The sequence below is a fragment of the Tsukamurella asaccharolytica genome (assembly GCF_007858435.1).
Lineage (GTDB): Bacteria > Actinomycetota > Actinomycetes > Mycobacteriales > Mycobacteriaceae > Tsukamurella > Tsukamurella asaccharolytica.
In genome coordinates this window covers 203,347-226,222 of the sequence record NZ_VIGW01000004.1, presented here as the reverse complement: position 1 = coordinate 226,222, position 22,876 = coordinate 203,347, and the positions used below count along the sequence as shown (strand labels likewise).

The window sequence follows — 22,876 nt, the reverse complement described above, 5'->3', positions numbered from 1 at the left end:
ACGGTCCGCCCGCGTCAGAACAACTCGACGCCCCACGCCCGGCGCGGGCTGAACAGCATGAGGTCGGCGCGGGCCGCGGCACCGTCGGAGAGCTCGCGGACCGACCCGACGGCGACGCGGCGCGCCACCGGCTCGTCGGAGAGCCACAGCCGGCCGAGGTCGGTCACGTCGAGCGCGAGATCCGCGGGCTCGTCGGTGGGTGTGCAGGTGCCCGCTCCGCCGTCGGTGGAGATCAGGAACCGCCCGTACGCGGGACCGGGAGCACCGGCGAATCCGGGGTCGGTGATGTCCAGCACGAGCCGGCCCGGCGCGGCGTAGGTGCGCGCGGCGAACAGCGCGGGCACGTCGAGGGGCCGGATCCAGAGGAAGTCGGTGCGGTTGGCGACCTGGACCGTGCGCGGGTCGGCGGGGACGGTCGTCACGATGTCGTCGAGCGGCCGCTGCGCGGCCTCGACCCACCGCACCCAGTCGATGCTCATGGCGAACGACCACAGGTCCCTCTCAGCAGCAGCGTCGACGCCCAGCAGCTCGGTGACCTTGAGCGTGGAATCGGGACGGCCATCGGTCCACTTCAGCGCGATCGTGTAGGCCAGGACCCCCGCCACGTCGCCGTCGCGGCGCAGCACCACACGCCGCGTCTCGTCGGGGTCCCCGCCACTGACGAGCCCCGCCGTGCGGCGCATCTCGACATCGAGCTTCGACACCCGGCCAGGGAAACCGAGCTGCTCGCGGATCCGGATCGACGCGACGAGATAGTCCTCGCCCCCGGCGAACCGCACCTCGTCGACAGGCGGCTGCGGTAACCGGCCGCGGTCCACGGCGATCCGGACGTCAACGGACTCGGTGCTCTGCCCGAAGCCGTAGCGGCCGTAGATCGCATGCTCGGCGGCGATGAGGGTGGCGGCGGCGTGGCCGGCTGCGCGCGCGTCGTCGAGGCAGCCCCGCATATGGGTACCGAGGATGCCGCGGCGACGGTGCGTCGGCAGAACCGTGACGGCGGACACCGCGCGGACGGGCACCGTCGCGCCGCCGACGGCGGTCAGCTCCTGATCGAAGGAGAGGAACGTCCCGACGGTCCGCTCCCCGTCGACGGCGACGCGGAAGTCGAGCGAGTCCAGCTGCGCCGACACCATTGCGAGCCACTGCTCGGCGTCGGGCAGCCGGCTCTGGAAGCCGATCGTCGCGCACTCCTGGAAGCCGAGGAGCTGCTCCTGAGTGGTGACACGCTGGAAGTCGATGCCGTTCGGACCGGTCATGCCGGCAACATTACCGACACCACCACATCATTTCGGCGCGACGATCTCCGGGACATGGGTGGCGCGCACGTACACATCGTCGCCCTCGGACAGGTCCAGAGCGGTGGCGTCGCCACGGGTGATCTGCGCCTGGAAGCGCTCCCCTGTCGCGGCGTTCTTGAGCTCCAAGCGCACCTCGAAGCCGAGGTAGACCACGCGCTCGACCTCGGCGCGCAGGACGCCCGCCTGCTCGGAGGAGAGCTCACCGGCGCGGGCCAGCTCTGGCGTACGGCCGACGCGGATGTCGTGCGGGCGCACCAGCTCGCCGTTGAGCCGCGCCACCGAGCCGAGGAACGACATGACGAACTCGGTCTCCGGGCGATCGTAAACGTCCGCGGGCGTACCCACCTGCTCGATCCGGCCCTTGTTGAGCACCGCGATCCGGTCGGCGATGTCGAGCGCCTCCTGCTGGTCGTGGGTCACGATCACCGTGGTCACGTGCACCTCGTCGTGCAGTCGGCGGAGCCAGGAGCGCAGCTCATCGCGGACCTTCGCGTCGAGCGCGCCGAAGGGCTCGTCGAGCAGCAGCACCTGCGGGTCGACGGCGAGGGCGCGGGCCAACGCCATGCGCTGCCGCTGGCCGCCGGACAGCTGCGCCGGGTACCGGTTCTGGAAGCCGGCGAGTCCCACGACCTCGAGCAGTCCGTCGACCTTGGCCTTCACCTCGGCAGCGGGGCGCTTGCGGATCTTGAGCCCGAACGCGACGTTCTCCCGCACGTTCATGTGCTTGAACGCGGCGTAGTGCTGGAAGACGAAGCCGATGTCGCGCCGCTGCGGTGTCGCGTAGGTGACGTCGACGCCGTTGATCTCGACGAGGCCCGAATCGAGCCGGTCGAGGCCGGCGATCGAGCGCAGCAGCGTCGATTTGCCGGATCCCGAGGGACCGAGCAACGCGGTCAGCGAGCCGTCCGGGATCTCCAGGGAGACATCGTCGAGGGCTGCGAAGTCGCCGTAGCGCTTGTTGGCTCCCACCACGTTAATCGTCATCGCGGTTCCTCCTGCGGGTCGCGTCGAGCAGAGACATCGCCACCAGCGTGATGAGCGCCAGCAGCATGAGCAGTGTCGCGGCGGCGTACGCCCCGAAGGTGTTGTGGTCGTCGTGGTCGCGGGAGCTCACCAGAAGGGTGAGCGTCTGCGATATGCCGGGAAAGTTGGACGAGACCATGAGCACGGCGCCGTACTCGCCCAGCGCGCGGGCGATGGTCAGCACCACGCCGTAGGTCAGGCCCCACCGGATGGCCGGCAGCGTGATCCGCCAGAAGGTCTGCCAGGGGCTCGCGCCGAGCGTCGCGGCCGCTTGCTCCTGGTCCTGCCCGATCTCGTGGAGCACCGGCTCCACTTCGCGCACCACGAAGGGCAGGGTCACGAAGAGCGTGGCGAGCACCATACCGGGCAGCCCGAAGATGACCCGGAAGCCGAGCGACTCGATGCCGCCGAACCATCCGCCCACGCCCCAGAGCATGATCAGCGCGACGCCCACCACGACCGGCGAGACCGCGAAGGGTAGGTCGACCGCCGCCTGCAGCGCGGCCTTGCCGCGGAACTTCCCGCGGGCGAGAGCGAGCGCGACGAGCACGCCGAAGATCACGTTGAGCGGCACGACGATCGCGACGATGAGCAGCGAGAGCTGCAACGCCGAGATCGCGGCGGGAGTCGTGATCCAGGCCCAGAACTCGCCGAACCCGCGCTCGAACGAGCGGTACAGGATCACGCTGATGGGTAGCACCAGCAACACCAGCAGGTACAGCAGCGCGATGGACCGCAAGCCCAGTACGGTCCTCCTCGAGAGATTCACTCCTGCTCCTCCCTCTTCGCGGTCCTCGATCCGACGAACCGCATCACCGCCAACAGCACGAAGGCGATCGCGAGCAGCGCGACCGACACGGCGGAAGCGGCCACCTGGTTGTCGACCTCGAGCTGCTGCTGGATGTACTGCGAGGCGACCTGTGTCTCACCGGGAATGTTCCCGCCCACCAGGACGATCGATCCGAACTCACCGATCGCGCGGGTGAAGGCGAGGCCGGCACCGGAGAGGATCGCCGGCAGCAGCGTGGGGATGATGATCTTCGCCGTGATCACCCGATTGGGCGCGCCCAGCGAGGCGGCGGCCTCCTCGACCTCGCGGTCGAGCTCGATGAGAACCGGCTGCACCTGCCGCACCACGAAGGGCAGCGTGACGAAAGCCAGTGCGATGACGACCGCCGGTTGGGTCGCGTTGAGCGTCAGCCCCACGGGACTGTCCGGCCCGTACAGCGAGAGCAGGACGATCGACGCGACGATCGTCGGCAGGGCGAAAGGCAGGTCGATCAGAGCGTTGACCACGCCCTTGCCGGGGAAGTCGTCGCGGACCAGCACCCAGGCGATGATCGTGCCCATCACCACATTGATCAGGGTCACCAGCAGGGAGACCCACACGGTGATCACCAGCGTGGCGACGGCGTTCTTCGCCGTCAGCGCGTCCCAGAAGCCGGACCAGCCGTTGTCGAAGGCCTTGGTCGTGATCGCCGCGATCGGCAGCAGCACGATCAACGAGATCCACAGCCAGGCGATGCCGATGCGCAGCGGGTTGACGAAACTTCGCATCACTTGCCGCCGCTCTTGTACACGGCGGCGATCGCGCCCTTGTCGCCGAACAGGGCCGCGTCGACGGCCGGCCACCCGGTGAGGTCCTTGCCGCCGTTCTTCGCGCCGGTCCCCTTCCCGAGGACAGCGCCGAGTTCGTCGATGGTCCACAGTCGCTGCGGCTGCGCCGGGAACAGGTTCGCGGTCTCGGCGGCGATCGCCGGGTCGCTCGCCCGGAAGCCGGATCGCGGGATGGCGCGCTGCGCCTCGGGCGAGAACAGGAAGCCGACGAAGCGGTTCGCGGCATCGAGCGACTGAGCCGTGTTCACGACGGCCACCGGCAGGTCGATCCGGAAGGACTGCGGCGGGATGAAGTACTCGGGCTTGGGCTTGCCGTCCTGCTCGCTCTGCCGCTGCAACAGAACGGCCTCGCTCTCGTAGCTGAGCAGCACGTCACCCTGGCCCGATTCGAACGCGGAGGTCGCATCCCGGCCGGACCCGGGACTCACCGTCGTGTGATCGCGGATGAGCTCCTTGACGAAGGCGAGACCCTTCTCCGGTTCCTGGCCGCCGTTCGACAGCGCGGCGTAGGGCGCGAGCAAGTTCCACTTGGCCGAGCCGGAACTCGCCGGATTCGGGGTCACCACCTCGACGCCGGGCTTGAGCAGGTCCGCCCAGTCACGGATGCCCTTGGGATTGCCGGGCCGCACCACGACGGCCACGAGGGAGGTGAAGGGCACCGACTTGCGCGGGTACGCCTTGTCCCAGTCCTTGTCGATGAGACCGGCCTTGACGATGCGGGTCACGTCGGGCGCGACGGACAGGTTGACGACATCGGCGGGCACGTGCCGCGCGACCTTGCGGGACTGGTCGCCGGAAGCGCCGTAGGACTGCGAGAAGCCCACGTCCGGATTGGTCTCACGGAACAGCGGGATGGCCACGTCGAAGGCGGGCTTGGGCACGGCGAAGGCGACGAGGTTCACCCGCTTGTCGCCGCTGGAGATGTCGACGCCGTGCGGGTCGTCGGTGGAGCCGCCGCCGCACGCCGTGAGGAGAACGGTCAGGGCGAGCGCGACCATGCTCAGGGCACGGCCGCGGAAGCTGGGTCGAATCACGTCTCGCCGTTCTCCTCGGGACAGGGTCAGGCGAGAATCGTACGGAGAATCGTCAGCGGAGCAGCGCCCACGCGACCACGAGGAGCACCAGCAGGGCGATCAACGCGAGCGTCACCTTCGACTTGGGCACCAGTGCCCGCCACCCGCCGCCAGTCTCAGACACTCTCGTCATTCCCTTCTCCGGCACGCTGACCAGTGACGTCGCCGCGACCGGACCGCGCGAGGCGGGCGTCCAGCACGTCGGCGACGCGATCGATGAGGGCGCAGAGGACGCGCACCACCAGCATTGCGATCATTGCGAGCACAACCACGACCAGGCTGACCTGCAGCACATAGGGCAGACCGGTGAGCCACAGCTCCACCGAGTCCCACCACTGCGCTAGTCGATGCACCCGTCCAGCCTAGCGACCGCCGTGCGCGAACCCACCGCCGTGCCTCATCATGGTGTGCATGGCAGCGAAGAACGACGCCCCCGCACCCGACGCTAACGGCCCCGACACGCTCGGTTTGGACGCGCTCGTCACCGATGCTCCGCCGAAGGGTGACGGCGCGTTCCCTCCCATCCACGACTACGCCTTCCTCTCGGACTGCGAGAACACCTGCCTGGTTGCGCGCGACGGCAGCGTCGAGTGGATGTGCATCCCCCGCCCCGACTCCCCCAGCGTCTTCGGCGCGATCCTCGACCGCGGTGCCGGCGCCTTCCGCCTCGGGCCGTACGGGGTGAAGGTTCCGGTCGATCGCCGCTACCTCCCCGGCAGCCTCATGCTGGAGACCACGTGGCAGACCTCGACGGGCTGGCTGATCGTGCGCGACGCCCTCGTGATGGGGCCCTGGCACGACACGAACACCCGATCGCGCACGCACCGTCGGACCCCGACGGACTGGGACGCCGAGCACATCCTGCTCCGCACCGCCCGCTGCGTCTCCGGCACCGTCGAACTGCAGCTCAACTGCGAGCCCGCGTTCGACTACAACCGCGCCGGCGCCGAGTGGAGCTACTCCGCCGACGGCTACGGCGAGGCCGTCGCGCGGGCCCGCACGGACTTCGGGGTGAACCCGGAGCTCAAGCTCACCACGAACATGCGACTGGGGCTGGAGGGCCGGGAGGCGCGCGCACACACCCGGCTCAAGGAGGGCGACGAGGTCTTCGTCGCGCTGTCGTGGAGCAAGCACCCGGTGCCACAGACCTTCCCCGAGGCGACACAGAAGATGTGGGCGACTGCGGAATCGTGGCGGCAGTGGATCAACCGCGGCCAGTTCCCCGACCATCCGTGGCGCACGTACCTGCAGCGCTCGGCGCTCACCCTCAAGGGCCTGACCTACTCCCCCACGGGCGCGCTGCTCGCGGCGTCCACCACCTCGCTCCCGGAGACGCCGGGCGGCGTGCGCAACTGGGACTACCGCTACGCCTGGGTGCGCGACTCCACGTTCGCGCTCTGGGGCCTGTACACGCTGGGCCTCGACCGGGAAGCCGAGGACTTCTTCTCCTTCATCGCCGATGTCTCGGGCGCCAACAACGGCGAGCGGCATCCCCTGCAGGTCATGTACGGGGTCGGCGGGGAACGCACCCTGGTCGAGGAGGAACTCAGTCACCTCTCGGGGTACGACGGTGCGCGGCCCGTCCGAGTCGGCAACGGTGCGTTCGACCAGCGACAGCACGACATCTGGGGCACCATGCTGGACTCGGTGTATCTGAACACCAAGTCCTCCGAGCGCATCCCGGAGACCCTGTGGCCGGTGCTCAAGGAGCAGGTCGAGGAGGCCCTCAAGCACTGGCGCGAACCCGACCGCGGCATCTGGGAGGTCCGCGGGGAGCCGCAGCACTTCACCAGCTCGAAGGTCATGTGCTGGGTCGCGCTCGACCGCGGGGCCAAGCTCGCGGCGCTCCATGGCGAGGACGACTACGCCCGCGAGTGGGCGCAGAAGGCGGAGGTCATCAAGGCCGACATCCTGGAGCACGGCGTGGATTCGCGCGGCGTCTTCGTCCAGCGCTACGGCGCGACCGCGCTCGACGCCTCGCTGCTGCTGGTGCCGCTGCTGCGGTTCCTCCCGTCGGACGATCCGCGCGTGCGGGCGACGGTACTCGCGATCGCCGACGAGCTCACCGAGGACGGGCTCGTGCTCCGCTACCGCGTGGAGGAGACCGACGACGGCCTCCACGGCGAGGAGGGTACGTTCACGATCTGCTCGTTCTGGCTGGTCTCGGCACTGGTGGAGATCGGCGAGACGGCCCGTGCCCGCGCGCTGTGCGAGCGGCTGCTGGCGTACTCGTCGCCGCTCAAGCTGTACGCGGAGGAGATCGACCCGAAGTCGGGCAAACATCTCGGGAACTTCCCGCAAGCGTTCACCCACCTGGCGCTGATCAACGCGGTGGTGCACGTGATCCGGGCCGAGGAAGCCGGGCACGACGCGTCCGCGTTCCTTCCCGCACACCAGGCGCCCTGACGGAAGTACCGTGCAGTCATGCACGACGACCGAAGGCTGACCGAAGAGCGCCTCGACCGGTTCACCCGGGAGTTCCTGAACGGGGCGGTGTACGCGCGCTCCGCCCCGGTCACCGTGTCCGCGTGGGCGGCGCCGGGCGAGCCGGTGCCCTTCGCCGAGGCGGTAGCGCAGGAGTACGCGCCCATCACCCCCGGCACCCCGTGGGGCGCGCCCTGGTCCACGCTGTGGCTCCACGTGACCGGGGCGCCACCGGCGGACTGGACGGAGGCCGACGGTGCCCTCGAGCTCCGCGTGGAGCTCGGCTTCACGGGCGGCCCCGGCTTCAACGCCGAGGGGCTCGCGTACCGGGCGGACGGCACCGTCGTCAAGGGGATCTCGCCCTTCAACGCCTACGTCCCGGTGGAGCCGGGCGAGCCCATCGACCTGTACATCGAGGCCGCCGCCAACCCCGATCTGGGCGGCGATTTCGTCTCGCCCACGCACCTCGGCGACCGGGAGACCGCGGGCGACGGTCCGCTGTACCGGCTCGGCACCATCGATCTGGCGTTGCGCGACCGCACGGTGTGGGAGCTGCAGCAGGACGTGTGGACGCTGAACGGTCTCATGCACGAACTACCCTTCGACCTGCCCCGACGGCACGAGGTACTCCGCGCGCTGGAGCGGATGCTCGACGCCGTGGATCCGCACGACGTGGCCGGCACCGCCGCGGCGGGCCGGGCGGCCCTGGCGTCCGCGCTGGCCTCGCCCGCCTACGGCTCGGCGCACCGGATCACTGCGGTGGGCCACGCACACATCGACTCCGCCTGGTTGTGGCCGGTCCGCGAGACGGCCCGCAAGTGCGCACGAACGTTCGCCAACGTCGTGGACCTCATGGACCGCGATCCGTCCTTCCGCTTCGCGTGCTCCTCGGCGCAGCAGTTCGCGTGGGTCCGCGACCGCTACCCCGACCTCTTCGGGCGGATCAAGGACCACGTCGCGGCGGGACGTTTCGTACCCGTCGGCGGCATGTGGGTCGAGGCCGATACGAACATGCCGGGCGGCGAGGCGATGGCGCGACAGTTCGTCGCCGGCAAGCGGTTCTTCCTGCAGGAGTTCGGGATCGACACCCCGGAGGCCTGGCTCCCCGATTCCTTCGGCTACTCCGCGGCGATGCCGCAGATCGTCGCCGCCGCGGGGTCGCGGTACTTCCTCACGCAGAAGCTGTCGTGGAACCAGACCAACCGGATGCCGCATTCGACATTCCTCTGGGAGGGGATCGACGGCACGGCGTTGTTCACGCACTTCCCGCCCGTCGATAAGTACAACTCGGACCTCTCCGGGGCGGATCTCGCACGGGCGCAGAAGAACTACCGGGAACAGGGCGCGGGCACGCGCTCGCTCGTCCCGTTCGGGTGGGGCGACGGCGGCGGCGGCCCCACCCGGGAGATGCTCGCGGCCGCAGCTCGCACCGCCTCGCTCGAGGGTTCCCCGACCGTCGAGGTCGCCTCGCCCGCGGAGTTCTTCGACGCCGCCGCCGCCGAGCTGCCCACCCCGCCGCGGTGGGTGGGTGAGCTGTACCTCGAGTTCCACCGGGGCACCTACACCTCCCAGGCGAAGACGAAGCAGGGCAACCGCCGCAGCGAGCACCTGTTGCGCGAGGCCGAACTGTGGGCCGCGACCGCCGCCGTGCGTGCCGGATTCACCTACCCGGCCGAGGAACTCGAGGAGATCTGGCACCTGGTGCTGCTGCAGCAGTTCCACGACATCCTCCCCGGCAGCTCCATCGCGTGGGTGCACAAGGACGCGGAGCGCAACTACGCCGCGGTGGCGAAGCGACTGGAACGGATCATCGCTGCGGCCCTGGAGGCGCTCGCGGACCCCGGTCCGGCGCGGACGGTTTCCTCCTCGTCCGGCGGGACCCTCGTGTTCAATGCGGCCCCGCACAGCCGTGACGGGGTGCCGGCGATGGGCGCCGCCGTGATCGCCGCAGCGGGTTCCGTGTCTCCGACGGCCACGGACCAGGGATTCCGTCTCGACAACGGTGTGATCTCCGCGAAGATCGACGCCCGCGGCCTGCTGGTCTCGCTGGTCGACGCCGCCACCGGCCGAGAGGCGATGGCCGCACCGGGGAATCTGCTCCAGCTTCACCGCGACATCCCGAACCACTGGGAGGCCTGGGACATCGACGCCTTCTACCGTCGCGACGTCACCGACCTGGTCGATGCGGATTCCGTCGCCGTCGACGGGGAAGCGGTCGTGGTCCGCCGCAGCTTCGGCGATTCGACGATCACCCAACGGATCAGCCTGCGCTCCGGATCACCCGCCCTCGACATCGCCTGCGACATCGACTGGCACGAGCGGCAGAAGTTGCTCAAGCTGACCTTCCCGTTCGCCGTGCACGCCGACCGCAGCGCCGCGGAGACTCAATTCGGCCATGTCTTCCGGCCGACGCACACCAACACCTCGTGGGACGCCGCGAAGTTCGAGATCTGCGCGCACCGCTGGGTGCACGTGGGCGAGCCCGATTACGGCGTCGCCGTCGCGAACGACTCCACCTACGGCCACGACATCACCCGACTCACCGCGGATTCCCATGCCGAGACCGCGGGCGCCTCCGGCACCGCAACACCGGGCGCCTCCGGCACCGCAACACCGGGCGCCTCCGGCACCGTCGTGCGACTGTCCCTACTCCGCGCGCCCCGGTACCCCGATCCCGAGACGGACCAGGGCGGGCACCGGCTCGCCGTCTCGGTGCGACCGAACGCGACGATCGGCGACGCCGTCGAGGAGGGCTACCGCCGCAATCTCGCGCCGCGCACCGCGACCGGCGCCACAGCGGTCGCCCCGCTGATCTCCGTCGATCATCCCGGCGTCGTCGTCGAGGCGGTCAAGCTGGCGGAGGACGGCTCCGGCGATGTGGTCGTGCGCCTGTACGAATCCCGCGGCACCCGTGCGAGCGCCACGGTGCACGCCGAATTCGAGCACGAAGCCGTGGTCCGCACCGACCTGCTCGAGCGCCCGATCGCCGACCCCGAGCCCGCAGGTGAGATGCGAATCACGCTGCGCCCCTTCCGGCTCGTCACGCTGCGCTTTCAGCGCTGACGTGCTCAGCGTCACCTCGATCGTCCGGAATCACGGTGATAGCTTGATGGTTCATCACTATCGAACGTGACTCTTGAGACCAAGGAGGTCGACATGCTCAGCGTGCTGGCACTGATCACATTCGTAGTCTTCCTCGTCTGGCTGACGAGCGACCGTGACGGCTTGGACTTCCGAGCCCGGGACATCCGTCGCGCTGTCGCCGATCGGGAGGGCCGCACCGACCCGCGAGGCGTGATCGTGTCCTGACGCCACGGAAATCCCGTGGCCCGCGCGGACGCGGTTGCGTCATGATCGGTGGGTGGACACCGTCGACGTAGTGGTCGCTCACAGCTCCCGCGCGACCCTGCGCGTCGGTGACCTCTACCTGAAGGTCGACGGCGACCCGGCGCACGCCCGCAGGGAGATCGAGGCGATGCAGCTCGCGCCCGTGCCGACACCCACTGTGCGCTGGCATGCGCCGCCGGTGCTGGCGATCGAAGCTTTGCGCGGCCACGCGCTCGGCTCGCTCGGCCGGCCGGACACCGCCCCCACATCAGCGTGGGTCGCCGCCGGGACGGCGATCCGAGCGCTCCACGACGCACCGCTTCCACCGTGGCACGGGCCATCGGCCACGCGACTCGGCCGAGAACTCGACGCCGAGTGCGCGTGGCTCCTCGAGCACAGCGCGCTCCCCCAGCGGGTCATCACACAGAACCGCGAGATCGCACGTTCCGTGCTCCGCCCGTGGACGCCGGCGTTCATCCACGGCGACCTTCAGGTGGAGCACGTCTTCGTCGACGACGATACCGTGACCGGCATCATCGACTGGTCAGAGGCGGGTCGCGGCGACCCCCTCCACGACCTGGCGACCCTCACTCTCGGTCATCCCGATCGCCTGGCGGCCGTCGCCACCGGCTACGGGGGCGACGTCGACCGCGCCGTCGTGCGGGGATGGTGGTCGATGCGTTGCCTACTGGTCTCACGCTGGCTCGTCCAGCACGACTACGACCCGTCCGCGCCCGGCTGCGAATTCGACGTCCTGCGCCGACTGGCGGGCTGAAGCCGTCCCGCACCACGACGACGGACACACGCCGAGCCAGGGCGTCCACCCCGAATCCGGTGGCGCGAGCGCTAGGACAGGCGGGATTCGTGGCCGCGCACTGTGCCGATGAGAACAGTGAAGACCTCGTGGGCGATCGCGAGGTCCTCGTCGGAGAAGGTCGCGAGGGCGGAGTGCGTGAGCGCGGCCAGCGGACCGAAGAACTCCTGCGCCACCTGCATGCCGTGATCGTCGTACAACAGGACGGTACTCCGCTGATCGGTCGGGTGGGGCTCGCGACGGATGTGCCCAGACTTGATCAGGCGATCCACGAGGTAGGTCGTTGCCGCAGAAGATATCCGGAGCGAGCGCCCCAGCCGCCCGACAGTCAGTGGTTGCCCGTCACGCTCGGCGACGAGGACGCGCAGCAGGGCCTGAAAATCGTTCGCCGACAGGCTGTGTTGCGTGGCGAACACCCTGCTGAGTTGGTCCGACGCAGCGGAAAGCGCCTGAACGTCGGACGTCAGCGCTGACTCGAGATCCACCCTCATCATGAACCAAGGCTAGTTCGGGGCACTCGCCGGACGCCATTGCGCATTTATCTCAGTTTCTGAGAGACTGTCCTCATGACGGCATGGTGGGACCGGTACGCGAAGCTCGTTTCCGGACAAAGGGCGTGGGTGATCGGCGTCGTACTTCTTCTGCTCGGCGGCGCGATCATAGGCTTCGTCGGCGGCAACTCCTCCGCCGACGAATCGCCGAACACGCTGCCGAACTCGGCACAGTCCGCCCGCATCGACGCTTACCTCGCGCAGTTTCCCGATGCCGAGGTGGGTACCGCGATTCTCGTGGTCGACCGTACGGACGGCGCCCGCCTCACCGACACGGACACCGCCGCGGTGACTGCCGCGCGGGAGCGCATGCTCGCCGTGGATCGATCGACGGCAGCAGAGCCCGCGGGCCCGCCGTTGATAGTGTCACCCGACGGCAAGGCCGCGCTCGTCACCGTCCCCGTGTCCGCGGAGATCAGCGGGTTCCCGCTCCGCGACACCGTGAGTTCGCTCAGGGAGTCCGCGCGTGCGGGTCTGCCGGCGCCCCTGTCCGCGCACGTGACCGGGGGACCTGCGTTCGCCGCCGACATCGCGGACTCGTTCTCCGGCGCGAACGTGACCCTGCTCGCCGTCACTGCGCTCGTGGTGGCTCTGCTGTTGATCGTCACCTACCGTTCGCCGGTGTTGTGGCTTGTGCCATTGGTGATCATCGCGGTCGCCGACCGTGTTGCGATCTCCGTTGGCACCGCGTTGTCGGAAGCCACCGGGCTGACCTTCGACGGATCCACGTCCGGCATCACCAGCGTGCTCGTCTTCGGCGCGGGCACGAATTACGCCCTTCTCATGATCTCCCGATATCGGGATGAGCTACGTCGTCGGGAAGACCACCGAGCGGCCCTGCGGGCAGCGGTGCGGCGTGCAGGACCGGCCATTCTGGCAAGCAATCTCACTGTGGTGCTCGCGTTGACGACACTGTTGTTCGCCGCCTTGCCGAACACGCGCAGCCTCGGAGCAGCGGCCGCGGCAGGGTTACTCCTGGCGATGGTGTTCGCACTGTTCGTACTCCCCCCTGCGCTCGGCATCTTCGGTCGAAAGCTCTTTTGGCCGTTCATCCCCCGCGTCGATCCGTCACTCGACGTCGAGGACGCCGACTTGCACTCCACCGGTCCCTGGCATCGGATAGCCGATGCGGTGGTCGCGAACCCGGCCAGGTCCCTGTTCGCCGCCGCGGCACTGCTCGTCGTCTGCACACTCGGATTGATCGGCACCTCGATCGGGCTCAGCCAAACCGAGCAGTTCCGCGTCGCCGCCGACTCCGTGACCGGATTCGCTGTCGTCGACGAACACTTCCCCGCCGGTGAGGCGGATCCCACAGTGGTCGTCGCTCGAACCTCGGCAGCGGAGGCGGTCCAGAACACGTTGCGCGAGACGCCCGGAGTCGACCGGGTGATACCGAGCGGTACCTCACCCACTGGCTACAGCCGCTGGAGCGTCATCCTCACATCAGCCCCCGCGACCGAGGCCGCCTTCGACACCGTCGCGGGTATGAGAGAACGCCTGGGCGCGATTTCCCAAGCCGACGCCCTGGTGGGAGGTAGCGACGCGCGGGCTCTCGACACCCGAGACGCCGCCGCAGCCGACCGCGCACTCACCATCCCACTGATCCTGGTGGTCGTCCTCCTGGTCCTCTACGCCTTGTTGCGTTCGGCGATAGCTCCGATCCTGCTCGTTCTCGCGACGGTCGCCAGCACGGTGGCGGCGATCGGTCTCGGCACCTTCGTCGGCGAGACCGTCTTCGGATTCCCCGCGCTCGACAACAACACGGTGCTGTTCGCGTTCCTCTTCCTGGTCGCCCTCGGCGTGGACTACACGATCTTTCTCGTCGCGCGGGCACAAGAGGAGAGCGCGCGCCACCCCGTGCCTGAGGCGATGAAACGCGCCGTGTCCGCGACCGGAGCGGTGATCACGAGTGCAGGTGTTGTTCTCGCTGCAGTCTTCGCGGTCCTCGGCGTGCTCCCGCTCATCACCCTCACCCAGCTCGGCATCATCGTCGGCCTCGGTATTCTGCTCGACACCTTCCTCGTCCGCACCATCGTGGTCCCGGCGATGTTCACGCTCGTGGGAGAACGGATCTGGTGGCCCACCCCGCCGAGCCTGCACGGAACAGCACAGGACACGGATAGCCGCCCCTGACCCCGGCACCGGCGGAAACTCCGGTCCTACGTGGTCAGCCCGCGACGCTCCAGGAGGGGTGTGATGTCGGGGTCGGCGCCGCGGAAGTCGCGGTAGGCCTGCGAGGCATCCACGCTGCCACCGCGGGACAGCACTGCAGCACGCAGCTTCTCGCCGTTCTCGCGGGTCGGCCCGTCGTGCGCGGCGAACCAGGCGGAGGCGTCGGCATCCAGCACCTCGGACCAGATGTAGCTGTAGTACCCGGCACTGTATCCGCCCGAGAAGATGTGGTTGAAGAACGGCCCGCGGTACCGCGGCGGCACGCCGGCAACGTCGAGTCCCGCATCGGCCAGCGCTTTCGCCTCGAAGGCGTTCACGTCGGCGACGATCGTACCCGGCTCGATCGTGTGCCAGGCCAGATCGATCACGGCCGCCGACAGGTACTCGACGGTGCCGAATCCCTCGCCGCGCGTCCCGGGCTCGAGCACCGACCGCCGCAGTCCGTCGGGTAGCGGTGCGCCCGTCTCGTGGTGCCGGGCGTAGCCGTCGAGGATCGTCGGCCAGGCGGCGAACATCTCGTTGAACTGCGAGGGGAACTCCACGAAATCGCGCGGGACGCTGGTGCCCGAGAAGTACGGGTAGGTCACGTCCGAGAGCAGTCCGTGGAGCGCATGCCCGAACTCGTGGAAGACCGTGGTCACCTCGTCGCGCGTGAGCAGGGCGGGCCGCCCCGCAGGTGGCCGGACGAAGTTGCAGACGTTGATGATCACGGGCTGCGCGTCCAGCAGACGGGACTGATCGACGAAACTCGTCATCCACGCGCCGCCCCGCTTGCTGGGGCGCGCGAAGTAATCACCGATGAACAGGCCGAGCGGCGCTCCGTCGGACCCCGTGACCTGCCACGCGCGCGCATCCGGGTGATGCAGTGCGAGATCGGTGCGCTCGGCGAAACCGAGCCCGTACATGCGGGACGCGGCCTCGAAGACGCCATTCTCGACCACCGCGTCGAGCGCGAAGAAGTCGCTGAGCTGCGGGCCCTCCGCACCCCCGTCCCCGGCCTGCGCGCGCTGCTCGGCGAGGCGTGCGTAGTACGGCCAGTCCCAGGCCTCGATCGGATGCCCTGCCAGTTCCTCCAGTTCGGCGCGCTCGGCCGCGGCGTTCCGTGCAGCCGGCACCGCGAGGTCCCGCAGCATCCCGAGGGCGGCCTCGGCGGACCCCGCCGTCTGATCTGCGATCTGATACGCCGCGTGATGCGGGTACCCGAAGAGCGCGGCCCGCTCGGCCCGCAGGGCGGCGACGCGGGCGATCAGTTCGCGCGTGTCGTTCGCGTCGCCGCGCGTGTTCCGCTCCGACGATGCCTCGAAGACCTTCCGCCGGGAGTCCCGATCGGTCAACCGGGCGAGGTTCGGCTGATTGAGCGGATATCCGAGGGCCAGGAGGAATCCGTCGCGTCCGGCCTCCTCGGCCGCGGTGCGTGCGGCGGCAACGGTGTCGGCGTCCAGACCGTCGAGCTCCGCCTCCGTCGCGAAATGCACGGCGGAGGCGTTGGTCTCCGCGAGCGTCCGGCGGGAGAACTCCGTGGTGAGCTCAGCGAGCTCAGTGTTGATCGCGCGGAGTCGATCCTGTGCGGCACCGTCGAGGCCGGCGCCCGCGCGGGTGAAGCGCAGGTGGTAGCGCTCCAGGAGCCGAAGCTGCTCGTCGTCGAGGCCGAGCTCGCCACGCCGGGAGTGCAGCTCGTCGATGCGGGCGAACAACGCGGCATCCATCAGGATCGAATCGAAGTGCGCCGACCACCGCGGCGAGATCGCCGCCTGGGCGGCCTCGAGCGCGTCGGTGCGGTCGGTGGAGGTCAGCGAGAAGAACACGGCGGCCACCCGCCCCAGGTCCTGACCAGCACGTTCCATCGCCTCGACGGTGTTCGCGAAGGTGGCGGGCTCGGTGTTCTCGGTTATCGCCGTGACGTCCCGACGGTGCCGGGCGAAGCCCTCGCCGAACGCCGCCTCGTAGTCGGCGTCCGCGAACGCGGCGAAGTCCGGCAGGGCGAAGGGGAGGGCGCTGGGGGCGAGAACGGCGTCGACGGTCACCCCTCGAACCTACCGCTCCCGCCCGGCTCCCCTCGCGGAGAAGGCGGGGAGATCACGGACCGCACCTGAGTAGTTCCACGGATTCCGTGCGGGCGACCTCGCGCGATGCTCATTCCCATGAGCGATCCGATTGCACTCCCCACCCTGATCACGACGGAGCCCGCTCCGCGGACGCGGCGGTCCGCGGCGGCGGACGTCGCTGCAGGCACCGTGCTGTGGATCCTGTTGCTCGTCATCGCGTACCTCGCGGCGATGTTCGCAGGGTTCTACGCGATGGCCGCCGACGGCTGTCCCATCGACGGGCCGTGCGCCGCGGCGGAGGCGGCCGGGCGGGCGATCTATCTCCAGTGGGGAGGGATCGCCGCGATCGTCGTCGGCGCCTTCGTCGGTACCGTGCTCCAGGCCCGCCGCCGCCGGTACTGGTTCTACTGGCCGCTCGTCGGCATCGGCCTCGTCGTGCTCTGCACCGTCCTCACGGCGGGCATGGCGAACGCGGCGATGTCGCTGTGAGCCGGCCCGAGCGGTCGGTCCTCGATCCGATCATCGGAGGGCTGCTCCTCTGCGTGCTGGGCGCCGCGGACCTCTTCGCGATCCTGTGGGCCTCGCTCGGGTTCGCCATGGCTTCCGACCCGTGCGCCTGGAGCGACTGCACGTCGACGGGGTGGCCCGAGCTCGGAATCGCCATCGCCGCCGGCGGCGCAGGGCTCGGCGCGCTCATCGCGCTCGTCGGCTACTGCCGCGCGCTCGACGACGGGAGGACCACCATCGGTTGGCCGTTCGTCGGTCTCGTCTTCACCGTGGTCGGGTGGAAGGTCGGCGCATGGCTCGCCGTACCGATCTGGTGATCGATCAGTCCGTGACGTTAATGCCCAAGTGCGCGGCGAAGACCTCCGCCAGGCCGACCACCTGCAGGTGCGACATGGTGGCCCCCGCGATGCCCTCGACCCCGCGGATCCGCTCGACCTGTAGTCCGCGCAGGTCGACGTGCTGCAGCTTCGCCCGGGAGACGTCGATCTCGCCCGCCGTGCAGTCCTCGAAGGCGACCCGGGTCAACGTCGCGTCGGCGGCGTCGATCCCGTCGAGCATGCAGCCCCTGAAGGCCACGTCGGTGAGGCCGGCGCCCCGCAGGTTCACGAACCCCAGCCGCACATCGGTGAACACCACGGAGCGCAGCGTGGCGTCCATGAGCTCGACGGCGCCGATCCGGGCATCATCGACCTCGACCTGCCGGAACGTGGAGCGGGAGGCGCGGAATCCCGTGGCGAACAGGCCGGTGATCCGGGTCTCGAGGAAGGAGGACTCGGTGAAGACCGCGTCGCGGACCTCCCATCCCGCGAGCTCGCACTCGCTGAACGTGATCCCGCTGAGATCGCGCCCCTTGACGGTGGGTCCGGCGAAACGGCGGCGGTCCTCCGCATCCCCCGGCATCAGTTCATCGGCGAGTCCCTCCTCGAGACCGGCGAGACGCAGCGGAGAGATCTTCGGTACGGCGAGGCCCGCCATCAACCGAGCACCCCTGTGACGGCTCGGAGCCGGGCTTCCGCGTCCGCGGCGATGGACTCGATCACCTCCCGGGCGGGGCGTATCTCGTCGACCAGGCCCGCGGCCTGCCCGGCGTACACGACCCCGACCTCCGGCATCTCACCGTCGTAGGCGGCGCTGACCGCCTCCTCCGAGCCGGACGAGGCCTCAGCGCCGTCCCCGTCGTGCCATCGCGCAGTGAAGTCGTTGGTGAGCGCCCGCCCGAACCATCGCGTGGGCCAGGGCTGGTGCCGGGCCTTGTCGAAGACGTCGGTGTACACGGTGTCCGCGCTCCGCGCCTTGAGCAGCGCCGGAATCGCGTAATCGGGTCCGACGGTCTCGGGCGAAGCGAGCAGGGCGGTGCCGATGAGCGCTCCCTGCGCGCCGGCGGCAAGGACCGCTGCCAGGCCCGCACCGGTTCCGATCCCGCCGGCGGCGAGCACGGGAAGCCCGGTCGCGCGCAGCACCTCCTGGAGCAGGGGCAGCGTCGCGATCCGACCGGTGTGCCCGCCCGCCTCGCCGCCCTGCGCGACGACGGCGTCGACGCCCGCAGCCTCGACCTCGCGCAGGTCCTCCACCGAGTTGACCTGCGAGATCACCACGGCCCCGGCGTCCTGGACCCGCTGGACGAACGGTGCGGGATCGCCGAACGACAAGGAGACCAACGTCGGCTGCGCGGCGAGCACAGAGTCCAGCAGTTCGGGACTGTCCGCGAGCGACCACGTCTGCAAGCCGAAGGCGAGCGGCGCCCCCGCGCCCGCGGCGGCCCGGATCACCCGCGCCTGCTCGTCGATCCACTCGGGCGTGGCGTACCGCGCCGCGCCGATCATGCCCAGCCCGCCCGCGGCCGTCACCTGCCCCGCGAGTTCACCGCCGGCGCGGCCGCCCATGGGTGCGCCGAGGATCGGCAGATCGATGTCCAGGGTGCGTGTCAGCCAGGTGTTCCACACACCGACGAGGCTACGCCCGTGGCAGGATTCCGCCCATGGGCACCGTCGATCCTGAGATCCGCCGCATTCGCGCGCTCCGCCTCCGCGCGCAGGGACTCGTGCCTGGCGTCCGGGACTGGCGCACCGCACCGGACGCCGCCCGCGGCATGCTCGCGATCCAGGCCCAGGACGGCGCCGCGGCGCGGTTCGCGCTCTCGCTCCGCGCGTCCGAGCACCCCGACGATGCGGCGGTCCTCGCCGATCTCGCGGAGCGGAGGATCACCCGCAACCGGCCCGCGCGGGGCACCCTGCAGATCACTGCGCCGGAGGATCTGCACTGGCTCAGCGCCGCGCTCACCGTGCGCTCGCGCGCCGAGGCCGCGAAGCGCCGCCCGCAGCTGGGGATCACCGAGGCGATGATGACGGACGCCGAGCGGATCATCCGTGCGGAACTCGCGGGCGGCGCCGCGCGCACCCGCCCCGAACTCGTCGCCGCCTGCGCGGACGCCGGACTGCCCCTGGACAACGCGCAGACGGGCCACATCCTGCGTGACCTCACCGAACTGATGGCGATCGTCTTCGCGGATCCCGTGCCGACGACGGACGTCTTCGCCCTGGCCGACGACTGGGTCTCCGATCCCCGGGAACCGGAGCACGCCCTCGGCGAGGCGGTCTCCCGGTTCGTCGCCGCCCGGGGCCCCGTGACCCGGCAGGACATCGGGAAGTGGGCGTACCTCCCGATGGGCGCAGTGGACGAGGGCATAGCTGCTGCGGGCGGCGCCGTCGAACAGGTGAGCCTCGCGGGCACCCGTTATCTCGTGACGCCCGGCACCGTCGACCTGACGGACGCGCAGATCGACGAGGCCCTGGCCCGCCCCCTCCTGCTCCCCGGCTTCGACGAGTACATCATCGGATACGGTTCCCGTGCACCGCAGCTCGACGAGGCCCACCTCAACCGGATCGTGCCCGGCCGCAACGCTGTCTTCAAGCCGCTGGTGGTCGTCGATGGCGAGATCGTGGGCGTGTGGAGCAAGAGGACCACGGCGAAGACGGTGACCGTCACCATCGAGCCGTTCACGAGGATCTCCGCGGCGGCGAAGCGCCGCCTCACCGGCCCCGTCCGTGACTACGGACGGTTCCTCGGGAAGGACGCGGTCCTGGCCTAGTCCGGCCGCGTTCGACGGCTCCGCCCCGTGACGGCTCCGTCTCAGTCGAGGCGCCAGGTCTCGTACGCGCGGGGGTCGTCGATCGGCTCGATGTGCACCGTGATCCGCAGGTCGTCGAACACGGCGGACAGGTCGCTCTCGACCTCCTCCGTCACGTCGTGCGCGCGTTGCACGGTCCACTCACCGGGCACGAGCATGTGCAGCTGGACGAAGCGCTCATGCCCGGACTCGCGGGTCCGGATGTCGTGGAAGTCGATGCCCGAGGCCCGGTGACGGTCGAGTACCGCGTCGATCTGCGCCCGTTCCTCGACCGGCAGCGCGGCGTCCATGAGGCCGGCGCCGGATTGCCACACCAGCCGAGCGCCGACCACGAGGATGTTCACCGCCACCGCGATGGCGATCAGCGGGTCCAGCGGCAGCCATCCCGTGAGCGCGACGAGCAGCACGCCCACGATCACGCCGACCGTGGTCCAGACGTCCGTGAGCAGGTGCTTCCCGTCCGCCTCCAGAGCGAGCGAACGATGCCGCCGCCCCACTCTGATGAGGTAGAACCCGACGAGACCGTTGAGCACCGTCGCCGCGACCGAGATCGCGAGACCCAGCCCCACCTGTTCGAGCGCCTGCGGATTGCGTAGCCGGTCGATCGCGGAGACGAGGATGACCACTGCCGCGATCACGATCATCACGCCCTCGAGCACCGCCGAGAAGTACTCCGCCTTGGTGTGCCCGAAGTTGTGATCGTGATCCGCCGGCTTGGCCACCACCTTGAGCGCCACGAACGCGGCGATCGCCGCGACCAGATTCACCGCCGACTCGGCGGCGTCGGAGAGCAGGCCCACGGATCCCGTGAGACGCCAGGCGAGGATCTTCAGTCCGATCACGACCAGCGAGACCACGATCGAGAGCAAAGCGAAGCGGGACAGGTCCTGCCGGGTGCGCGGACCCGCGCCCGGGTTCACCGGGTCTGAAGGTGCGGTCACCAACGGGATATTACTTGCCCTTCGGCTTGTCCGCCGAGGCGTCGGACGACAGCGCGGCGACGAAGGCCTCCTGCGGCACGTCCACCCGGCCGATGGTCTTCATGCGCTTCTTGCCCTCCTTCTGCTTCTCGAGCAGCTTGCGCTTCCGGCTGATGTCGCCGCCGTAGCACTTGGCGAGCACGTCCTTGCGAATGGCGCGGATGTTCTCTCGCGCGATGATCTTCGAACCGATGGCGGCCTGCACCGGCACCTCGAACTGCTGGCGCGGAATGAGCTCCTTGAGCTTGACGGTCATCTTGTTGCCGTAGGCCTGCGCACCGTCGCGGTGCACGATCGCGCTGAAGGCGTCGACGGCCTCGCCCTGCAGCAGGATGTCGACCTTGACCAGATCGGACTGCTGCTCGCCGGCCTCCTCGTAGTCGAGCGAGGCGTAGCCGCGGGTGCGCGACTTCAGCGAATCGAAGAAGTCGAAGATGATCTCCGCCATCGGCAGCGTGTAGCGCAGCTCGACCCGACTCTCGGACAGGTAGTCCATGCCGCCGAGCTCGCCTCGGCGCGCCTGGCACAACTCCATGATGGTGCCGACGAACTCGCTGGGCGCGATGATCGTCGTCTTGGTGATCGGCTCGTAGGTCTCGCGCAGCTTGCCGTCGGGCCAGTCCGACGGGTTGGTGACGGTGAGCTCCTTGCCGTCCTCGCCCACCACGCGGTAGACCACGTTCGGCGCGGTCGAGATCAGGTCCAGTCCGAACTCGCGCTGCAGCCGCTCGCGGGTGATCTCCATGTGCAGCAGCCCGAGGAAGCCGCACCGGAAGCCGAAGCCGAGGGCCACGGACGTCTCCGGCTCGTAGGTCAGCGCGGCGTCGTTGAGCTGCAGCTTGTCGAGCGCCTCACGCAGCGCCGGGTAATCCGAGCCGTCCACGGGGTAGAGACCCGAGTAGACCATCGGCCGCGGCTCCTGATAGCCGGTGAGCGGCGTCTCGGCGCCCTTGCGCGCGGTCGTCACGGTGTCGCCCACCTTCGACTGCCGCACGTCCTTCACGCCGGTGATGAGATAACCGACCTCGCCGACACCGAGCCCCTTGGAGGCCTTCGGCTCGGGCGAGACGATGCCCACCTCGAGGAGCTCGTGGGTGGCACCCGTCGACATCATCTGGATCTTCTCGCGCGGGACGATCTTGCCGTCCACCACACGGATGTAGGTGACGACACCGCGATAGGTGTCGTACACCGAGTCGAAGATCATCGCGCGGGCCGGTGCGTCCGCGTCGCCGACGGGCGGCGGCACCTTCTTCACCACGCGATCGAGCAGGGCGTCGACGCCCTCGCCGGTCTTTCCGGAGACGCGCAACACGTCGCCGGGCTCGCAGCCGATGATGTGCGCGATCTCCTCGGCGTACCGGTCGGGGTCGGCGGCGGGCAGGTCGATCTTGTTCAGGACCGGGATGATCTCCAGGTCCTTGTCCATCGCCAGGTACAGGTTGGCGAGGGTCTGCGCCTCGATGCCCTGCGCGGCGTCGACCAGCAGGATCGCGCCCTCGCACGCCTCGAGCGCGCGGGAGACCTCGTAGGTGAAGTCCACGTGGCCCGGCGTGTCGATCATGTGGAGGACGTAGTCCTCACCCTCCACGGACCAGGGCAACCGCACGTTCTGCGCCTTGATGGTGATGCCGCGCTCGCGCTCGATGTCCATCCGGTCGAGGTACTGCGCCCGCATGGCGCGCGCCTCGACCACCCCCGTGATCTGCAGCATCCGATCGGCCAGGGTCGACTTGCCGTGGTCGATGTGCGCGATGATCGAAAAGTTGCGGATACGCGAGGGGTCGGTGAAGGTCTCGTCGGCGAAGCTGGGAATCGGTCTCACTCCTCGGGCGGCTGGCCGGGTTCCCGGCACACGTCACCCTTCAGTTTCTCATGCCGCGTCGCGCAGTCGTACCGCGGTGACGCAGTCCCGCGA

At 69.5% G+C, this 22,876-nt stretch carries 20 protein-coding genes; 8 read left to right on the top strand and 12 right to left on the bottom strand.

Annotation, left to right across the window (positions count from 1 at the left end; translation table 11 throughout):
- Nucleotides 1-14: 14 nt before the first annotated feature.
- The 6 genes from FK529_RS10190 to FK529_RS10165 all read right to left on the bottom strand — a co-directional run bounded on the left by FK529_RS10190 (nucleotide 15) and on the right by FK529_RS10165 (nucleotide 5,364).
- Nucleotides 15-1,256, bottom strand: coding sequence for a GNAT family N-acetyltransferase (locus tag FK529_RS10190; protein WP_146560870.1), 1,242 nt, complete (start codon nucleotides 1,254-1,256; stop codon nucleotides 15-17).
- Nucleotides 1,257-1,283: 27 nt separating this feature from the next.
- Nucleotides 1,284-2,282, bottom strand: a complete 999-nt coding sequence (locus FK529_RS10185) for a sulfate/molybdate ABC transporter ATP-binding protein (protein WP_146560869.1) — start codon at nucleotides 2,280-2,282, stop codon at nucleotides 1,284-1,286.
- Entirely contained in the window at nucleotides 2,272-3,090 is an 819-nt protein-coding gene (cysW, locus tag FK529_RS10180) for a sulfate ABC transporter permease subunit CysW (RefSeq protein WP_146560868.1), read from the bottom strand. Before cysW ends, FK529_RS10185 begins: the two co-directional genes overlap by 11 nt.
- On the bottom strand, nucleotides 3,087-3,878 hold the full coding sequence (cysT, locus tag FK529_RS10175; protein ID WP_146561052.1) for a sulfate ABC transporter permease subunit CysT: 792 nt from the start codon (nucleotides 3,876-3,878) through the stop codon (nucleotides 3,087-3,089). Before cysT ends, cysW begins: the two co-directional genes overlap by 4 nt.
- The gene (locus tag FK529_RS10170; protein WP_146561050.1) at nucleotides 3,878-4,936 is read right to left on the bottom strand and encodes a sulfate ABC transporter substrate-binding protein; all 1,059 of its coding nucleotides are present in this window, start codon (nucleotides 4,934-4,936) and stop codon (nucleotides 3,878-3,880) included. The genes cysT and FK529_RS10170 overlap by 1 nt, the downstream gene beginning before the upstream one ends.
- A 191-nt stretch (nucleotides 4,937-5,127) precedes the next feature.
- Nucleotides 5,128-5,364, bottom strand: coding sequence for a hypothetical protein (locus tag FK529_RS10165; RefSeq protein WP_146560867.1), 237 nt, complete (start codon nucleotides 5,362-5,364; stop codon nucleotides 5,128-5,130).
- 58 nt (nucleotides 5,365-5,422) lie between these two features.
- On the opposite strand from FK529_RS10165, the gene FK529_RS10160 reads away from it, so the two are divergent.
- The 4 genes from FK529_RS10160 to FK529_RS10145 all read left to right on the top strand — a co-directional run bounded on the left by FK529_RS10160 (nucleotide 5,423) and on the right by FK529_RS10145 (nucleotide 11,537).
- A complete protein-coding gene (locus FK529_RS10160; RefSeq protein WP_146560866.1) occupies nucleotides 5,423-7,417 on the top strand; it encodes a glycoside hydrolase family 15 protein in 1,995 nt (664 codons plus the stop codon).
- A gap of 18 nt (nucleotides 7,418-7,435) precedes the next feature.
- A complete protein-coding gene (locus tag FK529_RS10155; protein ID WP_146560865.1) occupies nucleotides 7,436-10,498 on the top strand; it encodes an alpha-mannosidase in 3,063 nt (1,020 codons plus the stop codon).
- A gap of 66 nt (nucleotides 10,499-10,564) precedes the next feature.
- Nucleotides 10,565-10,744: a hypothetical protein gene (locus tag FK529_RS10150; protein ID WP_146560864.1), complete on the top strand. Its 180-nt coding sequence runs from the start codon at nucleotides 10,565-10,567 to the stop codon at nucleotides 10,742-10,744.
- 52 nt (nucleotides 10,745-10,796) lie between these two features.
- On the top strand, nucleotides 10,797-11,537 hold the full coding sequence (locus FK529_RS10145) for an aminoglycoside phosphotransferase family protein (RefSeq protein WP_146560863.1): 741 nt from the start codon (nucleotides 10,797-10,799) through the stop codon (nucleotides 11,535-11,537).
- A 71-nt stretch (nucleotides 11,538-11,608) separates the two neighbouring features.
- On the opposite strand, the gene FK529_RS10140 is transcribed toward FK529_RS10145, so the two are convergent.
- Nucleotides 11,609-12,070, bottom strand: a complete 462-nt coding sequence (locus tag FK529_RS10140; protein WP_146560862.1) for a MarR family winged helix-turn-helix transcriptional regulator — start codon at nucleotides 12,068-12,070, stop codon at nucleotides 11,609-11,611.
- Nucleotides 12,071-12,142: 72 nt separating this feature from the next.
- On the opposite strand from FK529_RS10140, the gene FK529_RS10135 reads away from it, so the two are divergent.
- On the top strand, nucleotides 12,143-14,260 hold the full coding sequence (locus FK529_RS10135; protein WP_146560861.1) for an MMPL family transporter: 2,118 nt from the start codon (nucleotides 12,143-12,145) through the stop codon (nucleotides 14,258-14,260).
- Nucleotides 14,261-14,286: 26 nt separating this feature from the next.
- Here FK529_RS10135 and FK529_RS10130 read toward each other — a convergent pair whose 3' ends face one another.
- Nucleotides 14,287-16,323, bottom strand: coding sequence for a M3 family metallopeptidase (locus tag FK529_RS10130; RefSeq protein WP_146560860.1), 2,037 nt, complete (start codon nucleotides 16,321-16,323; stop codon nucleotides 14,287-14,289).
- Nucleotides 16,324-16,440: 117 nt separating this feature from the next.
- Here FK529_RS10130 and FK529_RS10125 point away from each other — a divergent pair, with 117 nt between their 5' ends.
- Complete coding sequence (locus FK529_RS10125) at nucleotides 16,441-16,833, top strand: hypothetical protein (protein WP_146560859.1); 393 nt, start codon at nucleotides 16,441-16,443, stop codon at nucleotides 16,831-16,833.
- Nucleotides 16,830-17,168 (top strand): hypothetical protein, encoded by a 339-nt coding sequence (locus FK529_RS10120; RefSeq protein WP_146560858.1) that lies wholly within the window; start codon nucleotides 16,830-16,832, stop codon nucleotides 17,166-17,168. The genes FK529_RS10125 and FK529_RS10120 overlap by 4 nt, the downstream gene beginning before the upstream one ends.
- A 4-nt stretch (nucleotides 17,169-17,172) precedes the next feature.
- Here FK529_RS10120 and FK529_RS10115 read toward each other — a convergent pair whose 3' ends face one another.
- Both FK529_RS10115 and FK529_RS10110 read right to left on the bottom strand, forming a co-directional pair.
- The gene (locus tag FK529_RS10115) at nucleotides 17,173-17,826 is read right to left on the bottom strand and encodes a pentapeptide repeat-containing protein (protein WP_146560857.1); all 654 of its coding nucleotides are present in this window, start codon (nucleotides 17,824-17,826) and stop codon (nucleotides 17,173-17,175) included.
- On the bottom strand, nucleotides 17,826-18,734 hold the full coding sequence (locus tag FK529_RS10110; RefSeq protein ID WP_438947188.1) for an NAD(P)H-dependent flavin oxidoreductase: 909 nt from the start codon (nucleotides 18,732-18,734) through the stop codon (nucleotides 17,826-17,828). Before FK529_RS10110 ends, FK529_RS10115 begins: the two co-directional genes overlap by 1 nt.
- 95 nt (nucleotides 18,735-18,829) lie before the next feature.
- On the opposite strand from FK529_RS10110, the gene FK529_RS10105 reads away from it, so the two are divergent.
- Nucleotides 18,830-19,939, top strand: coding sequence for a winged helix DNA-binding domain-containing protein (locus FK529_RS10105; protein ID WP_146560855.1), 1,110 nt, complete (start codon nucleotides 18,830-18,832; stop codon nucleotides 19,937-19,939).
- Nucleotides 19,940-19,980: 41 nt separating this feature from the next.
- On the opposite strand, the gene FK529_RS10100 is transcribed toward FK529_RS10105, so the two are convergent.
- Nucleotides 19,981-20,919: a cation diffusion facilitator family transporter gene (locus tag FK529_RS10100; protein WP_231703024.1), complete on the bottom strand. Its 939-nt coding sequence runs from the start codon at nucleotides 20,917-20,919 to the stop codon at nucleotides 19,981-19,983.
- A 10-nt stretch (nucleotides 20,920-20,929) separates the two neighbouring features.
- On the bottom strand, nucleotides 20,930-22,783 hold the full coding sequence (gene lepA, locus FK529_RS10095) for a translation elongation factor 4 (protein ID WP_166436404.1): 1,854 nt from the start codon (nucleotides 22,781-22,783) through the stop codon (nucleotides 20,930-20,932).
- Between the last annotated feature and the right edge of the window lie 93 nt (nucleotides 22,784-22,876).

Bases quoted from the DNA above. Each gene is read 5' to 3' on its own strand.
- FK529_RS10190 (WP_146560870.1), bottom strand. From the start codon at position 1,256: ATGACCGGTCCGAACGGCATCGACTTCCAGCGTGTCACCACTCAGGAG.
- FK529_RS10185 (WP_146560869.1), bottom strand. From the start codon at position 2,282: ATGACGATTAACGTGGTGGGAGCCAACAAGCGCTACGGCGACTTCGCA.
- cysT (WP_146561052.1), bottom strand. From the start codon at position 3,878: ATGCGAAGTTTCGTCAACCCGCTGCGCATCGGCATCGCCTGGCTGTGG.
- FK529_RS10170 (WP_146561050.1), bottom strand. From the start codon at position 4,936: ATGGTCGCGCTCGCCCTGACCGTTCTCCTCACGGCGTGCGGCGGCGGC.
- FK529_RS10160 (WP_146560866.1), top strand. From the start codon at position 5,423: ATGGCAGCGAAGAACGACGCCCCCGCACCCGACGCTAACGGCCCCGAC.
- FK529_RS10155 (WP_146560865.1), top strand. From the start codon at position 7,436: ATGCACGACGACCGAAGGCTGACCGAAGAGCGCCTCGACCGGTTCACC.
- FK529_RS10140 (WP_146560862.1), bottom strand. From the start codon at position 12,070: ATGATGAGGGTGGATCTCGAGTCAGCGCTGACGTCCGACGTTCAGGCG.
- FK529_RS10135 (WP_146560861.1), top strand. From the start codon at position 12,143: ATGACGGCATGGTGGGACCGGTACGCGAAGCTCGTTTCCGGACAAAGG.
- FK529_RS10125 (WP_146560859.1), top strand. From the start codon at position 16,441: ATGAGCGATCCGATTGCACTCCCCACCCTGATCACGACGGAGCCCGCT.
- FK529_RS10115 (WP_146560857.1), bottom strand. From the start codon at position 17,826: ATGGCGGGCCTCGCCGTACCGAAGATCTCTCCGCTGCGTCTCGCCGGT.
- FK529_RS10110 (WP_438947188.1), bottom strand. From the start codon at position 18,734: ATGGGCGGCCGCGCCGGCGGTGAACTCGCGGGGCAGGTGACGGCCGCG.
- FK529_RS10105 (WP_146560855.1), top strand. From the start codon at position 18,830: ATGGGCACCGTCGATCCTGAGATCCGCCGCATTCGCGCGCTCCGCCTC.